Source organism: Cupriavidus sp. 94F1 (genome assembly GCF_057798875.1).
In genome coordinates this window covers 159785-183053 of sequence record NZ_JBYOJT010000001.1, presented here as the reverse complement: position 1 = coordinate 183053, position 23269 = coordinate 159785, and the positions used below count along the sequence as shown (strand labels likewise).

Here is a 23269-nt window from a genome sequence, read left to right as displayed (position 1 = left end):
ACACATCACGGTGGTTGTCGGATCAACATGACTCCGGAATTGCTGGGGGACGGCGCGTGCCGGCCCCTGTTTCCGTTTATTGAATGAAACCAGTTATCGCACTCGTCGGCCGTCCCAATGTGGGCAAGTCGACGCTATTCAATCGCATGACCCGCTCGCGCGACGCTCTCGTCGCCGATCTGCCGGGCCTGACACGGGACCGCCACTACGGCGAGGGCCGTATCGGCGATCGTCCGTTCATCGTGATCGACACCGGCGGCTTCGAGCCCGTTGCCAAGGACGGCATCGTGGCCGAAATGGCCAAGCAGACGCGCCAGGCCGTGGTGGAAGCGGATGTCGTGATCTTCCTGGTGGACGGTCGCCTGGGGCTTGCGCCGCAGGATCGCGTGATCGCCGACTACCTGCGCAAGACGGGTCGGCGCATCATGCTGGCCGTCAACAAGGCCGAGGGCATGCGGTACACCTCGGTGGCGGCCGATTTCTACGAGCTGGGCATGGGCGATCCGTACGCGATCTCGTCCACGCACGGCGACGGCGTGGGCGAACTCGTCGACGAGGCGCTGGAGCTTGCCGTGCAGGAGCGTCCGGAACTGGCCGACCAGGACGACGCCGGCCAGCGCGGCACCAAGATCGCCATCGTGGGCCGGCCGAACGTGGGCAAGTCCACGCTCGTCAACACGCTGATTGGCGAAGAGCGCGTGATCGCGTTCGATATGCCGGGTACCACGCGCGACGCGATCTATGTGGAGTTCGAGCGCGGTGGCAAGCCCTACACGCTGATCGACACCGCGGGCCTGCGCAAGCGCGGCAAGGTGTTCGAGGCGATCGAGAAATTCTCGGTGGTCAAGACGCTGCAGTCGATTGCCGATGCCAACGTGGTGGTGCTGCTGCTCGATGCCCAGCAGGACATTTCCGAGCAGGACGCGCATATCGCCGGCTTTATCGTGGAGTCCGGCCGCGCACTGGTGGTGGGCGTGAACAAGTGGGACGGCCTGGACGGCCACGCCCGCGACCGCGTGAAGCATGACCTGGAGCGCAAGCTCCAGTTCCTGAGCTTCGCCAACGTCCATTACGTGTCGGCCAAGGAACGTACCGGAATTGGTGCATTACTGCGTTCGGTGGACGATGCGTATGCCGCCGCGATGGTCAAGCTGCCCACGCCGCAACTCACGCGAGTGCTGCAGGAAGCGGTGGAATTCCAGCAACCGAAGCGCGCGGGGGTGTCGCGCCCCAAGATGCGCTACGCGCACCAGGGTGGTTCCAATCCCCCGATCGTGGTCATCCACGGCAACGGACTGCAGAACGTGACGGACGCGTACAAGCGTTATCTGGAAAACCGCTTCCGGACGGCGTTCAAGCTCAAGGGCACGCCATTGCGCATCGAATTCCGTACGAACAAAAACCCTTACGCCGAATCGAAGGATTGAGCCCAAAAGGTGCCGTTCCTCGTCCGAAGTTTCGTTTGCGTTCGTTTGGAACTGCGGCTAAATTCACGAGTAGCAGGGGTAGCCCTGCTGCGTTGATGCCAGCTTGGTACCGTTTTGATCTTTTTTCTGGCGCGTTTTTGCGCCAACTGACTTGAACCGGGGACTTTCGTCCCCATGATCCATCACTAAATCTATAATTTTGGAGTGTGCCATGAGCAACAAAGGGCAATTGCTACAAGACCCGTTCCTGAACGCGCTGCGCAAAGAGCACGTGCCGGTTTCCATCTACCTCGTCAATGGCATCAAGCTGCAAGGCAATATCGAGTCGTTCGACCAATATGTCGTGCTGTTGCGTAACACCGTGACGCAAATGGTGTACAAGCATGCGATTTCTACCGTCGTGCCGGCGCGCGCGGTGAATTTCCGTGTGGATGATTCTTCCGAGGCCTGATTTTTCCTCGTTTGTGGGCGGCCGCATCCGCATGCGGCCGTCACGCTGCACGTTCCCGCCCCAGCTGTTCTCCGGCCTGCGCCGCCGGCGCTGCCCTGACCGGTCGGCATCTTCCGAAGCCGGTTCCCGATCCAGCCTGCATCCGTCACCGAGCCCCATGGCGCTGGTGTGCGACAGCTTGCCGCAGCGCGGCCTGCCATTGTCTTGACAATCGGTTCCAACCCCGTTTTCCAACCAATTTTTCCGGCGCTTCGCGTCCACCCGCTTGCAACCCAGAGCTACCTCCCAGACCGATCCTTCGCGCGCGATCCTTGTCGGCGTGGATTTCGGCAAGCATGACTTCCAGGAAAGCCTTTCCGAACTGGCGCTGCTGACCTCCACGGCCGGCTCGGTGCCGGTGCATACGCTGACCGGCAAGCGATCGCGCCCCGATCCGGCGCTGTTCATCGGTTCGGGCAAGGCGGAAGAGCTCAAGGAGGCGGCGGACGCCCTGGATGCCGATGTGGTTGTCTTCAACCACGCACTGAGCCCGGCCCAGCAACGTAACCTGGAGCGATTCCTGGGGCGTCACGTGATCGACCGTACTGGCCTGATCCTCGATATCTTCGGCCAGCGTGCGCAAAGCCACGTGGGCAAGGTGCAGGTGGAACTGGCCCAGGTGCAATACCAGGCGTCGCGCCTGGTGCGGGCGTGGAGCCACCTTGAGCGCCAGAAGGGCGGTATCGGCATGCGCGGCGGCCCTGGCGAGCGACAGCTCGAACTGGATCGCCGGATGCTCGATGACCGCGCCAAGCGGCTCAAGACCGATCTGGCGCGCCTGCAGCGCCAGCACCATACGCAGCGCCGCGCCCGCGCCCGTAACGATACGCTCAGCATTTCGCTGGTCGGCTATACCAACGCAGGAAAGTCGACGCTGTTCAATGCGCTGACCAAGGCGCGGGCGTATGCGGCCGATCAGCTGTTCGCCACGCTCGACACCACGTCGCGCCGGCTGTTTCTGGATGGACTCGGCAATGTGGTGCTGTCCGATACGGTCGGTTTCATCCGCGACTTGCCGACGCAACTGGTCGCGGCGTTCCGCGCCACGCTGGACGAAACGGTCCATGCCGACCTGCTGCTGCACGTGGTGGACGCGTCGAGCCCCGTGCGCCATGAGCAGATCGAGCAGGTGAACCGCGTACTGGCGGAAATCAACGCCTTGGACATCCCGCAGATCGTGGTGATGAACAAGATCGATGCGGCGCCGGAACTGCTGGAGCAGGGCCCTCGCATCGAGCGCAACGAAGACGGCGTGCCCACGCGCGTGTTCATTTCGGCGCGCGACGGGCTGGGTCTCGATGCCTTGCGCGAAGCCGTGGTGGAAGTTGCCCAGTGGCTGGCTTCGCGGCCGGACGAGCCGGGACCGTTCGATCCGCGGCTGGAGGGCATTGCGCCCCCGGCCGGCGACGATGCCTGGGACGCCGAGGACCCCAGCGAGGGTGCCCAAAGCAGCCCGGACCGGGGTGCCGATCACCCAGACTGATAGCCGTTCGCTGCGAATGGCGTGCCGATTGGGGGAATTTGAGCAAAAGTGATCAAGATGGCTGCTAGAATCCCCCTGTTCCAAACTTTCCCGGACCCGTGCCCTACATGCCCCTGTTCCCTCGGAATCCTGACTCGCACTTCGTGCCAGGCAGCCGCGCCGCGCGGCTTGCTCGCTGGCCGCGCCTGCGCGCCATCTTCTCGTTGAACGACCCGCGCTGGGGTCGTAACGGACAGGACGATGAAGACAACAAGGACAAAGGTCGCCAGCAGAACCAGCGTCCGCAGGACGGCCCGCCCGATCTGGACGAGCTGTGGCGTGACTTCAACCGCCGCCTGAACGGGCTGCTGGGCCGCAAGGACAATGGCGGTGGGGGGCAGGGCAATGGTTTTGGCTCGCGTCCCCCGGGCAAGGGCTCGAACGTCGGTGTCGGCGTGATCGTCGCGGCCGTGGTCGGCATCTGGCTGGCCAGCGGCTTCTTCATGGTGCAGGAAGGCCAGACCGCCGTGATCCTGCAGTTCGGCAAGTTCAAGTACACCACGGGCCCCGGTATCAACTGGCGCGCACCGTGGCCGATCCAGTCGGCCGAGGTGGTGAACCTGTCGGCGGTGCGCTCGGTGGAAGTGGGCCGCGCCACGTCGATCAAGGACAGCAACCTCAAGGACTCGTCGATGCTGACGCAGGACGAGAACATCATCGACGTCCGCTTCACGGTGCAGTACGCCATCCAGGACGCCAGCGAATTCCTGTTCTACAACAAGACCGATCGCGGTGGCGATGAGGAACTGGTGACGCAGGCCGCCGAGACGTCGGTGCGCGAGATCGTGGGCCGCAACAAGATGGACGCGGTGCTCTACGAGAATCGCGAGCAGATCGCCCAGGGCCTGGCGAAGTCGATCCAGTCGATTCTGACCGCTTACAAGACCGGTATCCGCGTGATCTCCGTCAACGTGCAGAGCGTGCAGCCGCCCGAGCAGGTGCAGGCCGCGTTCGATGACGTGAACAAGGCCAGTCAGGATCGCGAGCGCGCGATCAGTGAGGGCCAGGCTTACGCCAATGACATCCTGCCGCGTGCCCGGGGCACCGCTGCGCGCCTGAAGGAAGAGTCGGAAGCCTACCGTGCCCGTGTGGTGGCACAGGCCGAGGGCGACGCCGCGCGCTTCCGCTCGGTGCAGACCGAATATGCCAAGGCGCCGCAAGTGACGCGCGACCGTATCTATCTGGAGACCATGCAGCAGATTTACAGCAACGCGAACAAGATTCTCGTCGACGCCAAGGCGGGCAACAACCTGCTGTACCTGCCGCTGGACAAGCTGATGTCGCAGTTGCCGCAAGCTGCGGCGCCTGCATCGGCGCCAGGCGCGAGCACGCCGGCCACGACCGACACGCCCACGCCGGACATCCGTTCGCGTGAGTCGATGCGCAACCGCGACCGCGACGTTCGCTAAGGAGACCCGTCATGAACCGACTGATTTCCTTCGCCATCGGCCTGTTTATCCTGCTGGCTGTCGTGTCGTCGATGCTGTTCGTGGTCGATCAGCGTCAATATGCCGTGGTCTTCGCCTTCGGCGAGATCAAGCAGGTGGTGCGCGAGCCCGGCCTGCATTTCAAGCTGCCGCCGCCGCTGCAGAACGTGGTCTTCATGGACCGCCGCCTGCAGACGATCGACGTGGCGGCCAGCGAGCGTTTCCTGACCGCCGAGAAGAAGTCGATGGTGGTGGACTGGTTCGTCAAATGGCGAATTACCGATCCCCGTAAGTTCTTCGTGGCCTTCGCGGGCAACGTCCGCGGCGCACAGGACCGCATGACGCAGCGTATCGACGCCGTGGCGCGCGAGGAGTTCGGCAAGCGCACCGTGGCCGACGTGGTGGCGGGCGAGCGTGACAAGGTCATGCAGAACATCCGCCTGGGCATGGCCGAGTATGCGCAGTCCGTGGGTGTCGAAATCCTCGATGTGCGCCTGAAGCGCGTGGACCTGCTGCCCGCGATCAGCGAGTCGGTCTATCGCCGCATGGAAGCGGAGCGCAAGCGCGTGGCCAATGAACTGCGTTCGACGGGCGCCGCCGAAGGTGAGAAAATCCGTGCCGATGCCGACCGTCAGCGCGAGGTGGTGCTGGCCGAGGCGTATCGCGACGCCCAGATTGTGAAGGGCGAGGGTGATGCCAAGGCGTCGCAGCTCTACGCCGATGCCTTCGGCAAGGACCCGAACTTCGCGCAGTTCTGGCGCAGCATGGAAGCCTACCGCAACACGTTCCGCGACAAGGGCAACGTGATGGTGCTGGAGCCGAATTCGGACTTCTTCCGCTACATGCGGTCGGCGGGCGGCAACGCGGCGCCGGCTTCCGGCACCGGCGGCAAGAAGTAGCGCGCACGGCGCGCACCGGGCCTCCTGCTCCAAGCGGGGACCCTGAAACGCAACATTCGACAGAACCCCGGTCCGCCGGGGTTTTGTCCGGCTGGAGGGGCTTGCGCTCCGCCGGCCCGGATTTTGATAGAAGAGACCCCCATGTCCAACCGCTGGCTCCTGCCCGAAAACATTGCCGACGTCCTGCCGTCGGAGGCGCGCAAGATCGAAGAACTGCGTCGCCGCATGCTGGACCTGTTTCGCACCTATGGCTACGAGCTGGTCATGCCCCCGATGCTTGAGTACCTGGAGTCGCTGCTGACGGGTACCGGCCATGACCTGGACCTGCGTACGCTGAAACTGGTGGACCAGCTGTCGGGCCGTACGATGGGCCTGCGTGCCGACATTACGCCGCAGGTGGCACGTATCGACGCGCACCTGCTGAACCGCCCGGGCGTGACGCGCCTGTGCTACGCCGGCAACGTGCTGCATGCGCGGCCGGCAGGTTTCCACGCCACGCGCGAGCCGATCCAGATCGGCGCCGAGATCTACGGCCATGCCGGCCTGGAAGCCGACGTCGAAATTCAGGAACTGATGCTGGCCGCGTTGCAGGCTGCCGGTCTGGCCGATATCCGGCTGGATCTTTGCCACGCCGGCATTCTCGAGGCATTGCTGTCGGCGCTGCCATCGGTGCGCAATATCGAGGATGCACTGTTTGCGGCACTCGAAACCAAGGATGTGCCGGCCCTGCGCGAACTGACCGAAGGGCTGCCCGAGACCGAGCGCAAGGCGCTGCTGGCGCTGCCGACGCTGTATGGCGGCGTCGAAGTGATCGAACGGGCGCGTACTACGCTGCCGGCGAGCCCGGCCATCGGGCGTGCGCTCGACGAACTGGCCGCATTGGCTGGTCACGTGCGGGGCGCGAGCGTGAACATCGACCTGTCGGATTTGCGCGGTTACCACTATCACAGCGGCGTGATGTTCACGGCCTATGTGTCGGGGCTGCCGAACTACGTGGCGCGCGGCGGCCGCTACGACAAGGTGGGCGAGGCGTTTGGGCGTGCACGACCCGCGACCGGCTTCTCGCTCGATCTGCGCGAGGTGGCGGCCCTGTCGCCGGTGGAAGTCCGTGCGCTGGCCATCTTTGCCCCGTGGGACGCCGATCCCGCCCTGCGTGCCACCATTGCCACGCTGCGTGCGGCCGGCGAGATCGTGATCCAGTCGCTGCCGGGTCATACGCACGAGCTTGACGAGTTCAACTGCGACCGCCAGCTGCAGCGCCAGGGCGATGCGTGGGTCGTAGTGCCGCGTTGATTCGCTGATTTGGGTGCCGGCCGTTTCGTGCCGGCGCTTTTCCACCTGCTCTCAAATGACGTTTGCTGCCCGTGGTGGCCTATGATCGCCCGGAATGGATGGCAAACGTCTGTTCCGCGGACTCGTGAAAACCCGGAACCGTCGAACAACGAGAGTAGAATACGTTTTTAACCTTCTGACCAATTCAACATGTCCGCATCCGCAGTAGGCCAGGGACGCAATGTCGTCGTGATCGGAACCCAGTGGGGTGACGAAGGCAAAGGGAAAATCGTCGATTGGCTTACCGATCATGCAAAAGGCGTGGTGCGGTTCCAGGGCGGCCACAACGCTGGCCACACGCTCATCATCGGCGGCAAGAAGACCATTCTGCGACTGATCCCGTCGGGGATCATGCGCGAAAGCACCGTCTGCTATATCGGCAACGGTGTGGTGCTGTCTCCCGAGGCGCTGTTCCGTGAAATCGAAGAGCTCGAAGGCGCTGGCCTGCAGGTGCAGAACCGCCTGCGCATCTCTGAAGCCACCACGCTGATCCTGCCGTACCACGTCGCCATCGACAAGGCGCGCGAGGCTCGCCGTGGCGCGGCCAAGATCGGTACGACCGGTCGCGGCATCGGCCCGGCCTACGAAGACAAGGTGGCGCGCCGCGCGCTGCGCGTGCAGGACCTGTTCGATCCGAAGCATTTCGCCGAGCGTCTGCGCGAGAACGTCGAATTCCACAACTTCATGCTGACCCAGTACCTGGGTGCCGAAGCGGTGGACTACCAGCAGATCCTGGACGAGATGCTGGCCTACGCCCCGCGCCTGAAGCCGATGGTGGCCGATGTGTCGGCCGAGCTGTACGCGGTGAACGCGGCCGGCGGCAACCTGATGTTCGAAGGTGCGCAAGGCACGCTGCTGGACGTCGACCACGGCACGTACCCCTTCGTGACGTCGAGCAACTGCGTGGCCGGTGCGGCCGCCGCCGGTGCCGGCGTGGGCCCGGGCCGTCTGAACTACATCCTGGGCATCACCAAGGCTTATTGCACGCGCGTGGGTGCAGGTCCGTTCCCGAGCGAACTGTATGACAACGACAACCCGACACGTCAGGACGCCGTGGGTGTGCGCCTGGCCAACGTCGGCAAGGAATTCGGCTCGGTCACCGGCCGTCCGCGTCGCACGGGCTGGCTCGATGCCGCCGCACTGAAGCGGTCGGTGCAGATCAATGGCGTGTCGGGGCTATGCATGACCAAGCTCGACGTGCTCGACGGTCTGGAGACGATCAACCTGTGCGTGGGCTATGAGCTCGACGGCAAGCAGGTAGACATCCTGCCGCGCGGCTCGGACGCCGTGGCGAACTGCAAGCCGATCTATGAGGAATACCCTGGCTGGAACGAGTCGACCTTCGGCGTGAAGACCTGGGACGCGCTGCCCGAACAGGCACGCGTGTACCTGAAGCGCGTCGAGGAAGTGGTCGGCATTCCGATCGACATGATCTCGACCGGTCCGGACCGCGACGAGACGATCCTGCTGCGCCACCCGTACCAGGTCGCCTGACGCGACGGCAGTATCCGTGAGCATGACCGTGGCGCCATGAGCGTCGCGGCCTCACCAAAGCCATTCGGCCCGCGACATGCGGGCCGATGCTTTATCCACTGGCCAATGATCCGGCCAATTGAAGAAAATACGCCATGAACCTGCCAACCAATGACGAGGAGAACCTGTGGGTCTCCTGGGATGAGTATCACCGCCTGGTCGCGCGCCTGGCGCTGAATGTGCATGAGTCGGGCTGGAAGTTCGACAAGATCCTGTGCCTGGCCCGCGGCGGCCTGCGCGTGGGCGACCAGATGTCCCGCATTTTCGATGTGCCGCTGGCCATCCTGGCCACGAGTTCGTACCGCGAAGCCGCTGGCACGCAGCAAGGCGACCTGGACATCGCGCAATACATCACGATGACCCGTGGCGAGCTGTCGGGCAAGATCCTGCTCGTGGATGACCTGGTCGATTCCGGCGTCACGCTGGAACGCGTGGGCCGTCATCTGAAGGAACGCTATCCCGCGGTCACCGATGTGCGCTCGGCCGTGCTCTGGTACAAGGCCTGCTCGAAGGTGGAGCCCGACTATCACGTGACGTTCCTGCCGTCGAATCCGTGGATCCATCAGCCGTTCGAGGAATACGACACGCTGCGCCCGCACAATCTGGCGGCTTGGCTCAAGCGCGGCAAGCGCGCCAGCCTGCTGGAAGACGATAGCGCCGCGTAAGCGTTTCGTTTGTTCCCCACACCCGAACGCGGGTGTGGGGCGTCCAACACGGGTCGGCGATCAGTACCCGACCGTGAACCGTTCCCGCACATGCTTCGGCTGCTCGATTTCGTCGAGCATGGCGATGGCATAGTCTTCCATCGAGATCCAGCTCTTGCCGTCGGCGGCGGTAAGCAGATCGTCGTTCCCCAGACGGAATTTCCCGGTTCGCTCACCCGGCGTGAACAGGGCCGAGGGCGAGAGGAAGGTCCACGCCAGCGCCGTTTCGCCACGCAGGGCATTGAGGAAGTCGCGGCCAGCCAGAGCCTCGGCCTTGTAGGCGTCCGGGAAATTTGGCGTATCGACGAGTTGCACGCCGGGCGCCACGAAAAGGCTGCCTGCGCCGCCTACCACCAGCAGCCGCTCGACGCCAGCGGCCTTGACCGCGGCCACGATCTGCGCGGCGCTGGTCTGCAGGAAGCGCACCGTGCTGATCACGACATCGCTGCCGCGCAGCGCATGGGCCAGGGCCGATGTCTCGGCCACGTCCACGTCACGTGCCGTCACGCCTTCCCGGGCGGGGAGTTTCGACGCCTGGCGGGCCAGGGCGGTCACGGTGTGGCCGCGGCGCAGGGCTTCATCGGTCAGGCGGCTGCCCACGTTACCCGTGGCGCCAATGATGGCGATCTTCATGATGGATTCCTTCAGGCTAAGGTTTATGTGAAACCACTTCGGTTACATATCGAGGTAAAAAAATCAGCGCCTGCGGCGCCGGGCGGCATGCTCGACCTCGTTGAGCATGCTGGCAATCGTGATTTCCGCCAGCGACGCATCCATGGCGGCCTGCGCGCGATCGGCCACGGTCTGCAGGGCACCGGTGATCTCGCGGCCCACCATGCAGGCCGGATTTGGCGCGCTCTGGTGCAGCGTGATCAGCGCCGTCGTCTCGGTGGCGCGGAAGACGTCGAGCAGGGTGATGTCCGACGCGGGCCGCGCCAGCATCGCACCGCCGGTGCTGCCCATCGTCGTGGTCACGAACCCTGCTTCGGTCAGTGTGCCGATCATCCGGCGGATCAGCGCGGGGTTGGTTCCCACGCTGCCGGCGATCATCGACGACGGCACCGGCCCCTCGGCTTGCGCCAGCAGGGTGAGAATGTGGACGGCGACGGCAAACCGGCTGCTGGTGCTCATGCGGAAATCTCGATGTGAAACTATCATAGTTACAGATCAACCAACCGTCAACAACCAGATTGAATGGTGGGGCTGCTGTATTTTTCGCGATGGAAGTTGCGAAGATGGCGAGATAATGCCGGAATCGGCACTGAAACTGATACACTCATCCACGGCTCAAAGTCAGAAAAGAGCCATGGACGCGGCAACAAGGCCGACAAGGCTAACGAGGCAAGAGGGAGGGAATTTGAAGGATTCAGCAGCAGAAAACAAAAAACCCGCAACTCACGTTGCGGGTTCCTTGCTGAATCTTGGTGCCCAGGAGAGGACTCGAACCTCCACAGTGTTGCCACCGCTAGGACCTGAACCTAGTGCGTCTACCAATTCCGCCACCTGGGCAGGTGTCGAAACAACCGAAGCGGCCATTATAGCGACCGTCAAACGTTTGTCAAATAGTTTCGAGAAAAATTGAATCAGAACAACTATCCGATCCCCAGCCGGGAAGAAATCCTCGGCGTACTGAGAACTTCGGGGTCGCCCCTGTCGGCCGGCGATATCGCCAAGGCCCTGGCCGTCACGCGCAAGGAGCATGACGGCTTTCAGAAACGGCTTGCCGCGATGGAACGCGACGGCCAGATCGAACTGAACCGCAAGGGCCGCTACGAGCTGGCCCATCAACCGAATTTCGTCGTCGGCCGCGTACAGGGCCATCGCGATGGCTTTGGCTTCCTGATTCGCGACGATGGCGAGGACGATATCTTCCTGCCCGAGCGCGAACTGCAGAAGGCGATGCACAACGACCGCGCCCAGGTGCGCGTGGTGGGCTACGACCGCCGCGGACGTCCGGAAGGGCAGATCGTCGAGATCGTCGAGCGGGCCAACCGTTTCGTGATCGGCCGTCTGCTGTCCGAAAACGGCGTGCTGGTGGTGGCGCCCGAAGACAAGCGCATCGGCCAGGACATCCTGATCCCGCCCAAGTCGCAAGGCAAGGCGCGCGTGGGCCAGGTGGTCAGCGTGGAGCTGATGGAGTGGCCGGACCGCTACGTGCAGCCCGTGGGCCGCGTGGTGGAAGTGCTGGGCGACATCGACGATCCTGGCATGGAAATCGAGATCGCCGTGCGCAAGTACGGCGTGCCGCACGAGTTCTCGGCGGCTGCCGCCAAGGAAGCGCAGGCGCTGCCTGACGAAGTGCGCCAGGCCGACCTGGACCATCGCATCGACCTGCGCGACGTGCCGCTGGTGACGATCGACGGCGAAGATGCGCGCGACTTTGACGATGCCGTTTACTGCGAGCCGGTCAAGATCGGCCGCGCCAAGGGCTGGCGCCTGATCGTGGCCATTGCCGACGTGTCTCACTACGTGCGCCCCGGCACGCCGCTGGACGCCGATGCGCTCGACCGCGCCACGTCGGTGTACTTCCCGCGCCGGGTGATCCCGATGCTGCCGGAGAAGCTGTCGAACGGCCTGTGCTCGCTGAATCCGAACGTCGACCGCCTGTGCATGGTCTGCGATGCCGTGATCACGGCCAAGGGCGAGTTGAAGGGCTACCAGTTCTATCCGGCCGTGATGCACTCGGCGGCGCGACTGACCTATAACGAGGTCTGGGCCGTCCTGTCGAACACCAAGGGCCCCGAGGCGCACAAGCGTGCCGGGCTGGTGCCGCACCTGCAGAACCTCTACGAACTGTTCCAGGTCCTGCTCAAGGCGCGCCGCGAGCGCGGGGCAATCGACTTCGACACGACCGAGACGTATATCGTCTGCAACGCGCAGGGCAAGATCGAACAGATCCTGCCGCGCACCCGCAACGATGCGCATCGGCTGATCGAGGAATGCATGCTGACGGCCAACGTCTGCGCGGCCGACTTCCTCGAACGCTTCAAGCACCCGGCGCTGTACCGGATCCACGCGGGCCCGAGCGAGGAAAAGCTCAAGAACCTGCGTGAATTCCTGAGGACGGCGGGTCTGTCCCTGGGCGGCGGCGACAAGCCGCAGGCTTCGGATTACGCCGAGGTGATGGACAAGATCAAGTCGCGCCCCGATGCGCCGATGCTGCAGACGATGTTGCTGCGCTCGATGCAGCAGGCCGTCTACAGCCCCGACAACATCGGCCACTTCGGTCTGGCCTACGAGGCCTACGCGCACTTCACGAGCCCGATCCGGCGCTATCCCGATCTGCTCGTGCATCGCTCGATCAAGGCCATCCTGGCGCATACCAAGTACCGGCCGGCCTTTATCCCGGGCACTGAACTGAACACGCAGATCTCGCCCAAGGCGCGCCGCATGCAGGCCGCCGACGCCGAGAAGCGTGCCGAGAACGCCGCCGCCCGCGCCAAGCGCGACGAGGGCATCTGGGACGAACTGGGCCTGCACTGCTCGGCCAACGAACGCCGGGCCGACGAGGCCTCGCGCGACGTGGAAGCCTGGCTGAAGTGCTATTTCATGCGCGACAAGCTCGGCAGCGATTTCGCCGGGACGATCAGTGCGGTCACGTCGTTCGGCATCTTCGTGCAGCTCGACGAGCTCTACGTGGAAGGGCTGGTGCACGTCACCGAGCTGGGCAGCGACTACTTCCAGTACGACGAGGCCCGCAACGAACTGCGCGGCGAACGGACGGGCATCCGCTACCGGCTGACCGACCGCGTGCGCGTGCAGGTCTCGCGCGTGGACCTCGATGCGCGCAAGATCGATTTCCGCCTGGTGCAGGAGCCGTCGGCCAAGACGCTGCGCGGTCGTGCCGGCGTCCCCGAGCAGCCGCGCGTGCCTGCCGCCCATGCGGTGCCGGCGCGCAAGAAGGGCCGGCAACTGGCGGCCTTGCTCGGCGGCACCTCGAAGCCCGAGGAATCGTTCGATGAAACGCTGGACCGCGTGATCGAAGAGCAGCCTGTGTTCGAGGCCGTGATCACGCCGGTCAAGCCGCGTGAGGCGAATGTCGGACATGCGCCGCATTCGGGCCGCAAGGCGCCGGCGGGCAAGCCGTCCAAGCGGGCGGCCAAGCCCAAGCCGCCGCACCTGCAAACGGCCAAGAAGTCCGCGGCCAAGCGGGCGCCGAAGCCGGCCGGCAAAACGAGCCGCCCCGCGCGCAAGCGGTAAGCAAATCGGCGTTGTGGTGAGGCCATGGCGGGTACAATGCGCGCCATGGCCAAACACAAACTCCTGATCGGCTTTCACGCCGTCAACGCACGCCTGCGCCAGAATGCGCAGAGCGTTTCCGACATCTACATCGAAGCGAACCGCAAGGACCGCCGCATGCTGGACTTCGTCCGGCTGGCGGAAGGCCTTGGCGTGACGCTGCATCCCGTGGATGCCGACCGCCTGCGCGGCATGGCCGGCACCGACCGCCACCAGGGTGTGGTGGCGCGCGCCGAGGATGTCTCGCTCGCCCTCAATCTGGACGAACTGCTGGACGGCATCGAAGGTACGCCGCTGCTGCTGGTGCTGGACGGCGTGACCGATCCGCACAACCTCGGCGCATGCCTGCGCGTGGCCGATGGTGCCGGCGCCCATGCGGTCATCGCGCCGAAGGACCGCAGCGTCGGTCTCAATACCACCGTGGCGAAGGTGGCCAGTGGCGCTGCCGAAACCATTCCCTATATCACCGTGACCAACCTGGCGCGCACGCTGCGCGAACTGCAGGAGCGCGGCATCTGGGTGATCGGCACGGCAGACGGCACGGACAAGTCGCTCTACGACATGGACCTGAAGGGCCCGACCGCCATCGTGATGGGGGCCGAAGGTGAGGGCATGCGCCGCCTGACGCGCGAAACCTGTGACGAGCTGGTGGCCATTCCGATGGCCGGCGGCGTGGAAAGCCTCAATGTTTCGGTAGCCAGCGGCGTGTGCCTGTACGAGGCCGTGCGCCAGCGCCGGGGCTGACATGATCCTCGATGCCGCCGCGCTGGAGCAGGCACGCCAGTGGATCGACGCCGCGCAAAACATCTTCGTGCTGACCGGCGCGGGGATCTCGGCGGAATCCGGCGTGCCGACCTTCCGCGATGCCCTGACCGGGCTCTGGGCGCGCTTCGATCCCGAGGAGCTGGCCACGGAGGAAGCCTTTCGGCGCCAGCCGGCGCTGGTGTGGCAGTGGTACGAGCACCGGCGCGAACTGGTGTCGGCCGCCCGGCCGAATCCCGCCCACTACGCGCTGGCGGCACTGGCCGGCCAGAAATCGTTGACGCTGGTCACGCAGAATATCGACGGCCTGCATCAGCAGGCCGGCAGCGAACACGTGGTGGAATTGCACGGCAACCTGTTCGCCAACAAATGGCTGGACGGCTGCGGCCGCTGCGATACGGTGCCGCCGGTGCCGGGCGAGCCGCCACATTGCGCGCTGTGCGGGGCGATGATGCGCCCCGGCGTGGTGTGGTTTGGCGAGGATCTGCCGCGCGTGGCGCGCTTTCGCGCCGATCACGCGGCGCAGCACTGCGACCTCTGCCTGGTCGTCGGCACCTCGGGGATGGTCTATCCGGCGGCCGCGCTGCCGGGCCTGGCGAAGGAACACGGGGCCCGGGTGCTGATGGTCAATCCGCAACCGTCGGCCCTGGATGCCACGGCAGACCTGGTGCTGTCCGCGCCCGCAGGGCAGTGTCTGCCGATGCTGTGGCCGCAAGGCGCGGCCTGATCGCCTGACCGCCTTATCCCGGTGATCCCGGTGATCCCGGTGATCCCGGTGCCCGCCTTGCCCGCCAATGCAGGCGGGGCAGGCGAGTCCGGAAGGCGGGCGCGCTCAGCCCGCAAGTTCCGCCACGAGCTTTTCGAGCTTCACCGCGTCCGCAGCGAACAGGCGGATGCCTTCCGACAACTTCTCGGTGGCCATCGCATCCTCGTTCAGCTGCCAGCGGAACGCTGGCTCGTCGGCGGCGATGCGTGCGATGTTGCCGGCCTGGGCCTGCTCCACCGACAGCTTGCGCTCCACCGGGGCCTGGCTGCCCGCCAGTTGCTCCAGCAGTTCCGGGCTGATGGTCAGCAGGTCGGAGCCCGCCAACGCCAGGATCTGGCCCGTGCCGCGGAAGCTGGCACCCATCACCTCGGTGTCGTAGCCGAACTTCTTGTAGTAATCGTAGATCTGGCGCACCGAGCGCACGCCCGGGTCGTTGTCGCCCGCGTTGGCGTCGGCGTCCCACTGGTCGCCCGCCTGCTTCTTGTACCAGTCCAGAATGCGCCCGACGAACGGCGAGATCAGCTGGGCGCCCGCTTCGGCGCAGGCGACGGCCTGTACCAGCGAGAACAGCAGCGTCATGTTGCAGCGGATGCCCTCGCGCTGCAGGACGGCGGCGGCCTGGATGCCTTCCCAGGTCGAGGCGATCTTGATCAGCACGCGCTCGCGGGCCACGCCGCGCTGCTCGTACAGGCCGATCAGGTGCCGCGCCTTGTCGACGGTGGCCTGCGTGTCGAACGACAGGCGCGCGTCGACTTCCGTCGATACCCGGCCAGGCACGATGGCCAGGATCTCGCAGCCGAAGGCGATCAGCAACTGGTCCATGACGGCCTCCACGCCAGCGCTCCCGTGATGGTCGCGCGTGGCCTGCTCCAGCAGCGGCCGGTACTCGGGCTTCTGCACGGCCTTGAGGATCAGCGACGGATTGGTGGTCGCGTCCTGCGGCGTGTACTGCTTCATCAGCTGGAAGTCGCCGGTATCGGCCACTACCGTGGTGAACTGCTTCAGTTGTTCGAGCGCGTTCATGATCTGGTTCCGTCTGAAAGAAGTCTGGGGCGGAGCTCGCCGGGAATGGGCCATTGTAACGGCGCGGCGTGATGCGGCAAGGTCATGTAGCCCGCAGAAGCCGCGGCGCACAAGCTCGGCACCGGGGCGGCAATCGCCGGGCGGGGGCTGCGATCCGCTACACTACGCCCTTCCCAACGCAATTCTGGCTGTTGTCATGACTCAGGATGAACTCAAGGCGCAGGTCGCGCAAGCCGCCGCCGACTATGTGAAGCAGGAAGTGCCCCAAGGTGCCGTTCTCGGCGTGGGCACGGGCTCCACCGCCAATCTCTTCATCGACGCCGTCGCGGCGTTCAAGGAACGTTTCAGCGGCGCCGTTTCCAGCTCGGAAGCGTCCACGCGCCGTCTGCAGCAGCATGGTTTCACCGTGCTGGACCTCAACGAGGTCGACACCATCCCCGTCTATGTTGACGGCGCCGACGAGATCGACGCCTCGGGCGCGATGATCAAGGGCGGTGGCGGCGCGCTGACGCGCGAGAAGATCGTGGCGTCCGTGGCCGAGCGCTTCGTCTGCATCGCCGATGGCAGCAAGCTGGTGCCGGTCATGGGCTCCTTCCCGCTGCCGGTCGAGGTGATCCCGATGGCACGCGCCGCGGTCGCCCGCCAGCTGGCCGCGCTCGGCGGCCAGCCGCGCCTGCGCATGACCAAGGAAGGCGGCATCTACAAGACCGACAACGGCAATGTGATCCTCGATGTGGCCGGGCTGAAGATCGAAGATCCGAAAGCCCTGGAGCAGCGCATCAACCATCTGCCCGGCGTGGTGACGGTGGGCCTGTTCGCGCTGCGCGGTGCCAACGTGCTGCTGCTGGGCACCGAGCAGGGCGTGCAGCGCACCGACTACTGAGCCGGGTCGCGCCGGCGGTCAGCCCGCGAGCCCATGCTCGACGGCGTAGACCGCCACCTGCACGCGGCTGGCGAGGTTGAGCTTCTTCAGGATGTTCTGCACGTGAATCTTCACGGTGCTTTCCGCCACGCCAAGCTCGCGCGCGATTTCCTTGTTGCTTTCGCCGCGCACCAGCCCCTGCACGATGTCGCGCTCGCGCACGGTGAGCGGGGCGCTCCGCTGGCTACCCTCGTGGCCGCGTGCCGCGCCGGACGCGATGTTCGGCGCGCGAAACTGCTGCACCAGCTTCGCCGTCATGCCTTCCGAGATCACCGGTTCGCCGGCCGCCGCCCGCCGGATGGCGCTGGTCAGGGCTTCGGTCTCGATGTTCTTGAGCAGATAGCCGCGCGCGCCGCTGCGCAGGGCGGTTGCCAGCTCGTCCGCCTCTTCCGACACGGTCAGTACGACCACGGCGCTGTCGGGCAGGTCTTCCACCAGCAGATGCAGGGCTTCGAGTCCGGACAGCCCGGGCATGTTCAGGTCCAGCAGGATCACGTCGGGCCGATGCTGCTTGGCGCGCTTGATGCCCTCCACGCCGTCGGCCGCCTCGTCGACGATCTCGAAATCCGCTTGCCGCTGCAGCAGGGCGCGAATGCCCGAGCGGAACAGCGTATGGTCGTCGATCAACAGGATGCGGATGGTCATGATGATGGGCCTCAGGCCGGTATGCTGGCCGGTGTGGTGGCCGGTGCAGCGTCCGGCAGGTGGGCGGTTGGGGCGGGGCGGCCGTCGGGCGCAACGTCGCGCGGCAGGGTCAGTTCGATCCGGACGCCAAGCCCCGGGCGGGCGTCGATGGCAAGCTGCGCGCCAAGCCTGGCCGCGCGCTCGCGCATGATGTGCAGGCCGATGTGGCTGGCGTCGTGTTCGTCCAGCCGGCCGGCGTCGAATCCGTCGCCATCGTCCTGCACCACCAGCCGGAACAGCCGGTCGTGCCGGATCGAGATCGTCACGTGTTCGGCCATGGCGTGCTTGCGCACGTTCGACAATGCTTCCTGCAGGATGAACAGCAGCTGCAGCTGGTCTTCGGGCTGCAACGGCAGGCCCTTGTCGTCGATGGTCAGCGTGGCGTCGGTGCGGCATTGGCGCCGGAAGCGCGCCACGGTTTCTTCCACGGCGGGGCGCAGGCCCCCGGTGGTCAGCCGCGACCGGAAGTTGTGCAGCAGCTCGCGCACGTCCTGGTAGCTCTCTTCCACACCATGGCGCAGCAGCGGGATGATTTCCTGCACTTCGCCATCGGCACGCCGGTCCACGGCGTCTTCCAGCAACTGCACCTGCAGATTCAGAAAATTCAGCCCCTGCGCAATGCTGTCGTGCAGCCCCTGGGCCACGAGGTGGCGTTCCTCCACGACGGCCAGCTGGCGCGCACTGGCCGACAGGCGGATGTGTTCCAGCGCAGTGGCCAGATGCTGGGCCATCGTTTCCAGCAACTGCCGGTCCGATGGCGGCAGTTCGCGCGCCACCCGGAAGTGCAGCGTCAGCGTGCCGACCGGCCCGCGCAGGGTGTCCAGCCGGAACGCGGCCATCGACAGGAAGCCTTCGCGGCGGCAAGGCGAGGGCAGCGCCGGAGGCGTCGGGACCTGCGCCGGGGGCATGGAACGGCGCAGGTCTGCCACCGTGACAATGCCGGCTTGCGTGGCATGCCCGCAGTGGCACGCATCGATGTTCGCGCAGTGATCGTTGTCGGCCAACGTCATCGACAAGCCCGCCGATGCCAGCCGATGGAGCTTGCCCTGGCGGGCGTCGTACACGCGCACCGACCCGCCATCGGCACCGAACTGCGGCATCACGCGCGCCAGGAAGCCCTGCGCCAGGGTTTCGGAATCGCCAGCCTGATTCAGGAAGGCGGCCATGTCGTAGAGCGCCTCGAGGTCGCGATTCTGGCGGGCCAGTTCCGCCGTCTTGCTGGTCACCCGCGCGGCCAGGTCCTGGTAGAGATCCTGCAATTCGGCAGCCATCCGGTTGAAGCCCGAGGTCAGCGTGCCGAATTCGTCGCGGGTTTCCACCGGCAGGCGCAGCGAAAATTCGCGGGCGGCCATGCGGCGCAGGCCATCCTGCAGACGCAGCACAGGCAGGATGATCCAGAGGTAGAGCAGATAGATGACGGCCACGGTGCCCACGCAGGCCATGACGGCCAGGCCGACTTGCGACAGGCGCAGCATGTCGGTCTTGCGTGCGCTGTTGTTCTCGATCTGACGGACCAGCCGGTCAGCCCGATTGACAAATCCCGGCAGCGCCCGGACGTACTGGCTGGCGTTGCCGGCCAGCGCCAGCGGCTTGAGCTGCTGCGACCAGTCGGCCAGCACGGCGTCAAGCTGTGCATGGATGGCGGGTTCGTCGGGCAGGAACAGCGGGCGGGCCGGATTGCCCTTGCGCAACTGGGCCAGCGTGTTGTCGAGCGTGGTGATCTGCTCGGCCAGGCTGTTGGGTTTGCCCGATGCCGACAACGACAGCTCGATGGCGACACGATTGGCGCGCATGCGCAGGCTGCCGGCGTCATTGATGGCGGCGCCCGCGCCTTCGAGCTTCCAGGACAGGTAGAGCGTGCCGGCGATCATCGTCAGCACGGCCAGCAGCGACACCAGCGATAGCAGGATGATGCGCGTGGACAACCGGTAGCGTGGCGGCGTAAGCCGGACGGTGTCGGGGACGTGGCCGGTCTCCGGCAGCGGATGCGGCGTGGCGGCAGCCGAAGCAGAGGCTGCCGTGGGGTTGTCTAGGGGCGTTGGAGTCGTGGGGGCTGGCATGGGATCGGGTTGGCACAAGAGGCGGGCGGGGGGCGTGCGCAACCTTGGATCCGATTTTCGGCGTGATGGGGCAGGTGATTTCTGCGCCAGATCAAGAAATGTGTCATTCGTGGGCCGATTGTGGCGTGGCCGAGGAAAGGCCGTTTATCGTCACGCCGCAGCAGCGGTGACCGGCGCCCGGGCCAGCGCGGCGGGCTTTTCGCCAGTCAGCAGGTAGTGCATCAGCTCGGCCACGGGGCGGATGGTTTCGCCAAATGGCAGTTTGCCCTTGCCACGGAAGAACAGGCCGCGTTCCACATCGCCGCGCACGGCTTGCGCAAGTTTCAGGTCGATGCAGAATTGGCCGATCTTGGCCACGCCATCCCGCAGTCCGCATGCCTGCAGGCAGTCGAAGCCCTCCAGGCAGTCTCGCGGCTTGGCGCGACGCTGCAGCCGGCTTTCGCTCGACAGATAGCGCGATAGCCACGGTGTCAGCACGGCTCGCGCCGGAAGCCCGGCCACGCTGGTGAATTCGCGCAGGGTGTCCGGCGTGGCGGTGGCCAGCACCTGCTTGAAGTCGGGATGGGCATCGCATTCCTCGGTCACGGCGAATGCGGTGCCCAGTTGCACGGCCGACGCGCCTTCGCCCAGCCAGTGGCGCACCTTCTCGTGGGAATTGATGCCGCCAGCCAGGATCAGCGGGATGCTGTCCCAGGCCAGCCCCAGTGTCTGGAACAGTTCGCGGCATTCGGTCAGCACGCGGGCGAACGAAAATCGATCGTTGCCAAGATCCTCGATGGTGGCGGCGCCAAGATGGCCGCCGGCGTGCGCGGGATGCTCGATCACGATGGCGTCGGGCAGGCGGCCCTTTTTCATCCATCGGCGCAGCACCAGGCCAATGCCACGCGTTTCGGACAGGATCGGGATCAGGGCGACCTTCGGATGGTCGGCGGCCAGTTCGGGCAGATCGAGCGGCAGCCCGGCGCCCATGACGATGGCGTCGGCGCCGCTTTCGCAGGCTTGCCGCACCAGCTGGGCGTGGGAACCCACGGCCTTCATCACGTTGACGGCGATCAGGCCGCGGCCGCCCGACAGCGCGCGCGCGGACCGGATTTCGCGATCGAGCGCCACACGGTTCGCCGCCTCGATCTTGTCCTTGTCATGGGTCCCGCGCGTCTGGGCCATCAGGTCTTCGTGATGGTGGCGCAGGTCGATGCTGGCAATGGTGCCGACGCCGTTGTTGGCGGCCACGGTGCCCGCCAGTCGATGGGCGGAGATGCCGATGCCCATGCCGCCCTGGACGAGCGGCAGCAGTCGCCTTCCAGCGAGTTTCAGCCAGTGTTCTGTCATGAGTCCATTCCGGATAGTGTTTTGCTGTTTTGCATCAGGGGCAAACGGCGGTGACTGTGTTACGGACATCGCGTACGGGGGCGTCGGGCAGCGGGCAAACCAGCGGCAGGAAGCTGTCGGCGCGGTCGGAATAAGCGAGCAGCGCGCCGGCGGCAATATCGAAATACCAGCCATGCAATGTCAGTTCGCCACGCTCGCACGCGGCGCGCACGAACGGGAACGACTCGAGGTTGCGCAGCGACACCAGGATCGATGCCTGTTCACAGGCATGCTGACGTTGCTCGGCGCTTGCGTCTGGCATGGTCTGCTCCACCATCTGGCGGGCGGGTGCCGCAATGCGCACCCAGGGACCAATGAAATCCGGGCCGGCACGCGCCGGTGCCGCGTCGCCCTCAGCCTCGGGCCGCGCCAACAATGCGCGAATTCCGCCGCATCCGCTATGACCCATGACAATAATTCTGGCGACGCGCAGTTGCTCTACCGCAAATTGGATGGCCGCCGATACCCCGTGGAGCCGTCCAGTCTCCCTTTCGCTACATGGCGGCACCAGATTTGCCACATTTCTGACAGTGAAGAGATCGCCCGGATCGCTGCCGAGCAGCAGTCCGGGGTCCACGCGCGAATCGCTGCATCCAATCAGCAGAGTCTGAGGATGCTGTCCGGCGCGCAGCGCATCGAACAGCGCCGGCGCATCCTCGAAGTAATGCTGCTGGAAACGTTCGAACCCTTTCAGGAGGCGCTCGATCGTATGCATGGCGATGCCTTACCGGCTGCGCACCAGCTGCCAGGCGCGCCCGAGATAGCCCACTGACGCAAAGCCGCTCCACACATGCACCAGCCGGGTGAACGGGAAGATCGCGAACAGCGAGATGCCCATGAACAGATGCGCCTTGAAGACCAGCGGTGCGTCGGCCACGTAGCTGGCGGCATCCCCGCGCAGCGTGACGATGTGCTGGGCCCAGGTCATCAGCTGCACCATCATGTGGCCGTCCATGTGGCTGGCCGACGCGAAGATGGTGGACAGACCCAGCAGCAGCGTGACCAGCAGCCAGAGCAGCAGCACCTTGTCACCCGTACGGGTGACGGCCGACACGCGGGCGTTGGTCAGGCGGCGGTGCAGCAGGATCAGCAGCCCGGCCAGGCACATGGTGCCCATGACGCCGCCGGCCGTCATGGCCACGGCCTGCTTGAGGCTGTGCGAGACACCCAGCGCGTCCCACACCGCCACCGGCGTGAGCAGGCCCGCCAGATGGCCGAAGAACAGGCCGAGGATGCCGACATGGAACAGGATGTTGCCCGTGCGCAGGTTGCCGCGGTAAAGCATCTGCGAGCTGTCCGATTTCCATGTGTACTGCTCGCGCTCGAAGCGCGCCAGGCTGCCGAACAGAAAGATGGCGGCGGCGATATACGGGTAGATCCCGAACAGGAATTGATGGACCAGAGTCATGGTGAGGGTGCTCGGTTAGCTGGGGTGGATGGCTGACGGCTTGCCGCGCGCGGCGGGCGCGGCGTCCCGCTTGTAGAAGCGCACCGTCTCGACGTCGGGCTTGCGGGCCAGCAGCGGCTCCACGCCGTCCGCGCCGGGGCCGAATGTTTCCATGGCCTCGTCCATGTCGCGCACGGGCGGTTCTTCCTGTGGCTGCGGCTGCACGTCGGTCAGCGTGCGCAGCGTCCGGAATGCGGCGGCATAGGGGCTTTCGCTGCGGGCCAGGCGGTCGCCGATGGCGGCCAGCACGTGGATGGCGTCGCCCAGCAGCTGCCCGGCACGTTCTGGCTTGCCGTCCATGGCCAGGGCGCCCAGGTATTCCAGAAACAGCGGGACATAGTCCGGCAGTTCGGAGGTGGTCAGGTCGAAGCCGTCGCGCCGGTATTCCTGCAGCAGGTCCACCATCGCCTGGCCGCGATCGCGGCTTTCGCCGTGCACATGCTCGAACAGGTGCAGCGAATGGGCCGGATTGCGGTCGAACGTGGCCACGTAGTTTTCCTGCAGCCGGATCAGTGGTTCGCGGCGCAGCATTTCGGTCAGCGGCGCCAGCATGTCGCGCGCCTGCGGCCATTCGGCCAGGGCCAGGTCGATCTCGGCCATGCCGTCGACCAGTGCCTGGTCCGGATAACTGAGCATGGCGCTCAGCACTCGATGAATAGTCATG

The 23269-nt window shown here is 65.5% G+C and carries 21 protein-coding genes and 1 tRNA gene; 12 read left to right on the top strand and 10 right to left on the bottom strand.

Annotated features, from left to right (window positions below; translation table 11 throughout):
- The first annotated feature begins 83 nt into the window (after positions 1-83).
- The 8 genes from der to AC3FJ6_RS00750 all read left to right on the top strand — a co-directional run bounded on the left by der (position 84) and on the right by AC3FJ6_RS00750 (position 9295).
- Positions 84-1427, top strand: a complete 1344-nt coding sequence (gene der, locus AC3FJ6_RS00785; RefSeq protein WP_488770351.1) for a ribosome biogenesis GTPase Der — start codon at positions 84-86, stop codon at positions 1425-1427.
- Positions 1428-1638: 211 nt separating this feature from the next.
- The gene (hfq, locus tag AC3FJ6_RS00780; protein ID WP_153945274.1) at positions 1639-1878 is read left to right on the top strand and encodes an RNA chaperone Hfq; all 240 of its coding nucleotides are present in this window, start codon (positions 1639-1641) and stop codon (positions 1876-1878) included.
- 265 nt (positions 1879-2143) lie between these two features.
- On the top strand, positions 2144-3400 hold the full coding sequence (hflX, locus tag AC3FJ6_RS00775) for a GTPase HflX (protein WP_488770350.1): 1257 nt from the start codon (positions 2144-2146) through the stop codon (positions 3398-3400).
- A 107-nt stretch (positions 3401-3507) separates the two neighbouring features.
- On the top strand, positions 3508-4848 hold the full coding sequence (gene hflK, locus AC3FJ6_RS00770) for an FtsH protease activity modulator HflK (protein ID WP_488770349.1): 1341 nt from the start codon (positions 3508-3510) through the stop codon (positions 4846-4848).
- An 11-nt stretch (positions 4849-4859) separates the two neighbouring features.
- Positions 4860-5765 (top strand): protease modulator HflC, encoded by a 906-nt coding sequence (gene hflC / locus AC3FJ6_RS00765; protein ID WP_488770348.1) that lies wholly within the window; start codon positions 4860-4862, stop codon positions 5763-5765.
- Between the two features lie 141 nt (positions 5766-5906).
- Entirely contained in the window at positions 5907-7058 is a 1152-nt protein-coding gene (locus tag AC3FJ6_RS00760; RefSeq protein ID WP_153945270.1) for an ATP phosphoribosyltransferase regulatory subunit, read from the top strand.
- A gap of 189 nt (positions 7059-7247) precedes the next feature.
- Positions 7248-8591, top strand: coding sequence for an adenylosuccinate synthase (locus AC3FJ6_RS00755; RefSeq protein WP_153945269.1), 1344 nt, complete (start codon positions 7248-7250; stop codon positions 8589-8591).
- Positions 8592-8725: 134 nt separating this feature from the next.
- Positions 8726-9295 (top strand): phosphoribosyltransferase, encoded by a 570-nt coding sequence (locus AC3FJ6_RS00750; protein ID WP_153945268.1) that lies wholly within the window; start codon positions 8726-8728, stop codon positions 9293-9295.
- 60 nt (positions 9296-9355) lie between these two features.
- Here the strand turns inward: AC3FJ6_RS00750 and AC3FJ6_RS00745 are convergent, their stop codons facing one another.
- The 3 genes from AC3FJ6_RS00745 to AC3FJ6_RS00735 form a co-directional block, all read right to left on the bottom strand.
- Positions 9356-9967 carry an NAD(P)-dependent oxidoreductase gene (locus AC3FJ6_RS00745; RefSeq protein WP_488770347.1) on the bottom strand — a complete coding sequence of 204 codons (612 nt, stop codon included), beginning with the start codon at positions 9965-9967 and terminating at the stop codon, positions 9356-9358.
- Positions 9968-10030: 63 nt separating this feature from the next.
- Positions 10031-10465 (bottom strand): Rrf2 family transcriptional regulator, encoded by a 435-nt coding sequence (locus AC3FJ6_RS00740; protein WP_153945266.1) that lies wholly within the window; start codon positions 10463-10465, stop codon positions 10031-10033.
- Positions 10466-10756: 291 nt separating this feature from the next.
- Positions 10757-10843, bottom strand: a tRNA-Leu gene (locus tag AC3FJ6_RS00735).
- Between the two features lie 69 nt (positions 10844-10912).
- Between AC3FJ6_RS00735 and rnr the strand changes: the two genes are divergently transcribed.
- The 3 genes from rnr to AC3FJ6_RS00720 are packed head-to-tail and all read left to right on the top strand — an operon-like array spanning position 10913 to position 15062.
- On the top strand, positions 10913-13534 hold the full coding sequence (gene rnr, locus AC3FJ6_RS00730; protein ID WP_488770346.1) for a ribonuclease R: 2622 nt from the start codon (positions 10913-10915) through the stop codon (positions 13532-13534).
- Between the two features lie 45 nt (positions 13535-13579).
- Positions 13580-14317 (top strand): 23S rRNA (guanosine(2251)-2'-O)-methyltransferase RlmB, encoded by a 738-nt coding sequence (gene rlmB, locus AC3FJ6_RS00725; RefSeq protein ID WP_092594522.1) that lies wholly within the window; start codon positions 13580-13582, stop codon positions 14315-14317.
- A gap of 1 nt (position 14318) precedes the next feature.
- Complete coding sequence (locus AC3FJ6_RS00720) at positions 14319-15062, top strand: SIR2 family NAD-dependent protein deacylase (protein ID WP_488770345.1); 744 nt, start codon at positions 14319-14321, stop codon at positions 15060-15062.
- 105 nt (positions 15063-15167) lie between these two features.
- Here AC3FJ6_RS00720 and tal read toward each other — a convergent pair whose 3' ends face one another.
- Positions 15168-16124, bottom strand: coding sequence for a transaldolase (gene tal / locus AC3FJ6_RS00715; protein ID WP_488770344.1), 957 nt, complete (start codon positions 16122-16124; stop codon positions 15168-15170).
- A gap of 196 nt (positions 16125-16320) precedes the next feature.
- Here tal and rpiA point away from each other — a divergent pair, with 196 nt between their 5' ends.
- Positions 16321-17007, top strand: a complete 687-nt coding sequence (gene rpiA, locus AC3FJ6_RS00710; RefSeq protein WP_488770343.1) for a ribose-5-phosphate isomerase RpiA — start codon at positions 16321-16323, stop codon at positions 17005-17007.
- Between the two features lie 18 nt (positions 17008-17025).
- On the opposite strand, the gene AC3FJ6_RS00705 is transcribed toward rpiA, so the two are convergent.
- From AC3FJ6_RS00705 to narJ, 6 genes are all read right to left on the bottom strand, one after another.
- Positions 17026-17691, bottom strand: a complete 666-nt coding sequence (locus AC3FJ6_RS00705; RefSeq protein WP_153945261.1) for a response regulator — start codon at positions 17689-17691, stop codon at positions 17026-17028.
- A gap of 11 nt (positions 17692-17702) precedes the next feature.
- Positions 17703-19790 carry a type IV pili methyl-accepting chemotaxis transducer N-terminal domain-containing protein gene (locus AC3FJ6_RS00700; RefSeq protein ID WP_488770342.1) on the bottom strand — a complete coding sequence of 696 codons (2088 nt, stop codon included), beginning with the start codon at positions 19788-19790 and terminating at the stop codon, positions 17703-17705.
- 150 nt (positions 19791-19940) lie between these two features.
- Positions 19941-21119, bottom strand: coding sequence for an NAD(P)H-dependent flavin oxidoreductase (locus AC3FJ6_RS00695; RefSeq protein ID WP_488770341.1), 1179 nt, complete (start codon positions 21117-21119; stop codon positions 19941-19943).
- A 34-nt stretch (positions 21120-21153) separates the two neighbouring features.
- Positions 21154-21873, bottom strand: a complete 720-nt coding sequence (locus AC3FJ6_RS00690) for a carbonic anhydrase (RefSeq protein WP_488770340.1) — start codon at positions 21871-21873, stop codon at positions 21154-21156.
- Positions 21874-21882: 9 nt separating this feature from the next.
- A complete protein-coding gene (gene narI, locus AC3FJ6_RS00685; RefSeq protein ID WP_487523674.1) occupies positions 21883-22566 on the bottom strand; it encodes a respiratory nitrate reductase subunit gamma in 684 nt (227 codons plus the stop codon).
- A 15-nt stretch (positions 22567-22581) separates the two neighbouring features.
- A complete protein-coding gene (gene narJ / locus AC3FJ6_RS00680; protein ID WP_488770339.1) occupies positions 22582-23268 on the bottom strand; it encodes a nitrate reductase molybdenum cofactor assembly chaperone in 687 nt (228 codons plus the stop codon).
- Position 23269 lies beyond the last annotated feature (1 nt).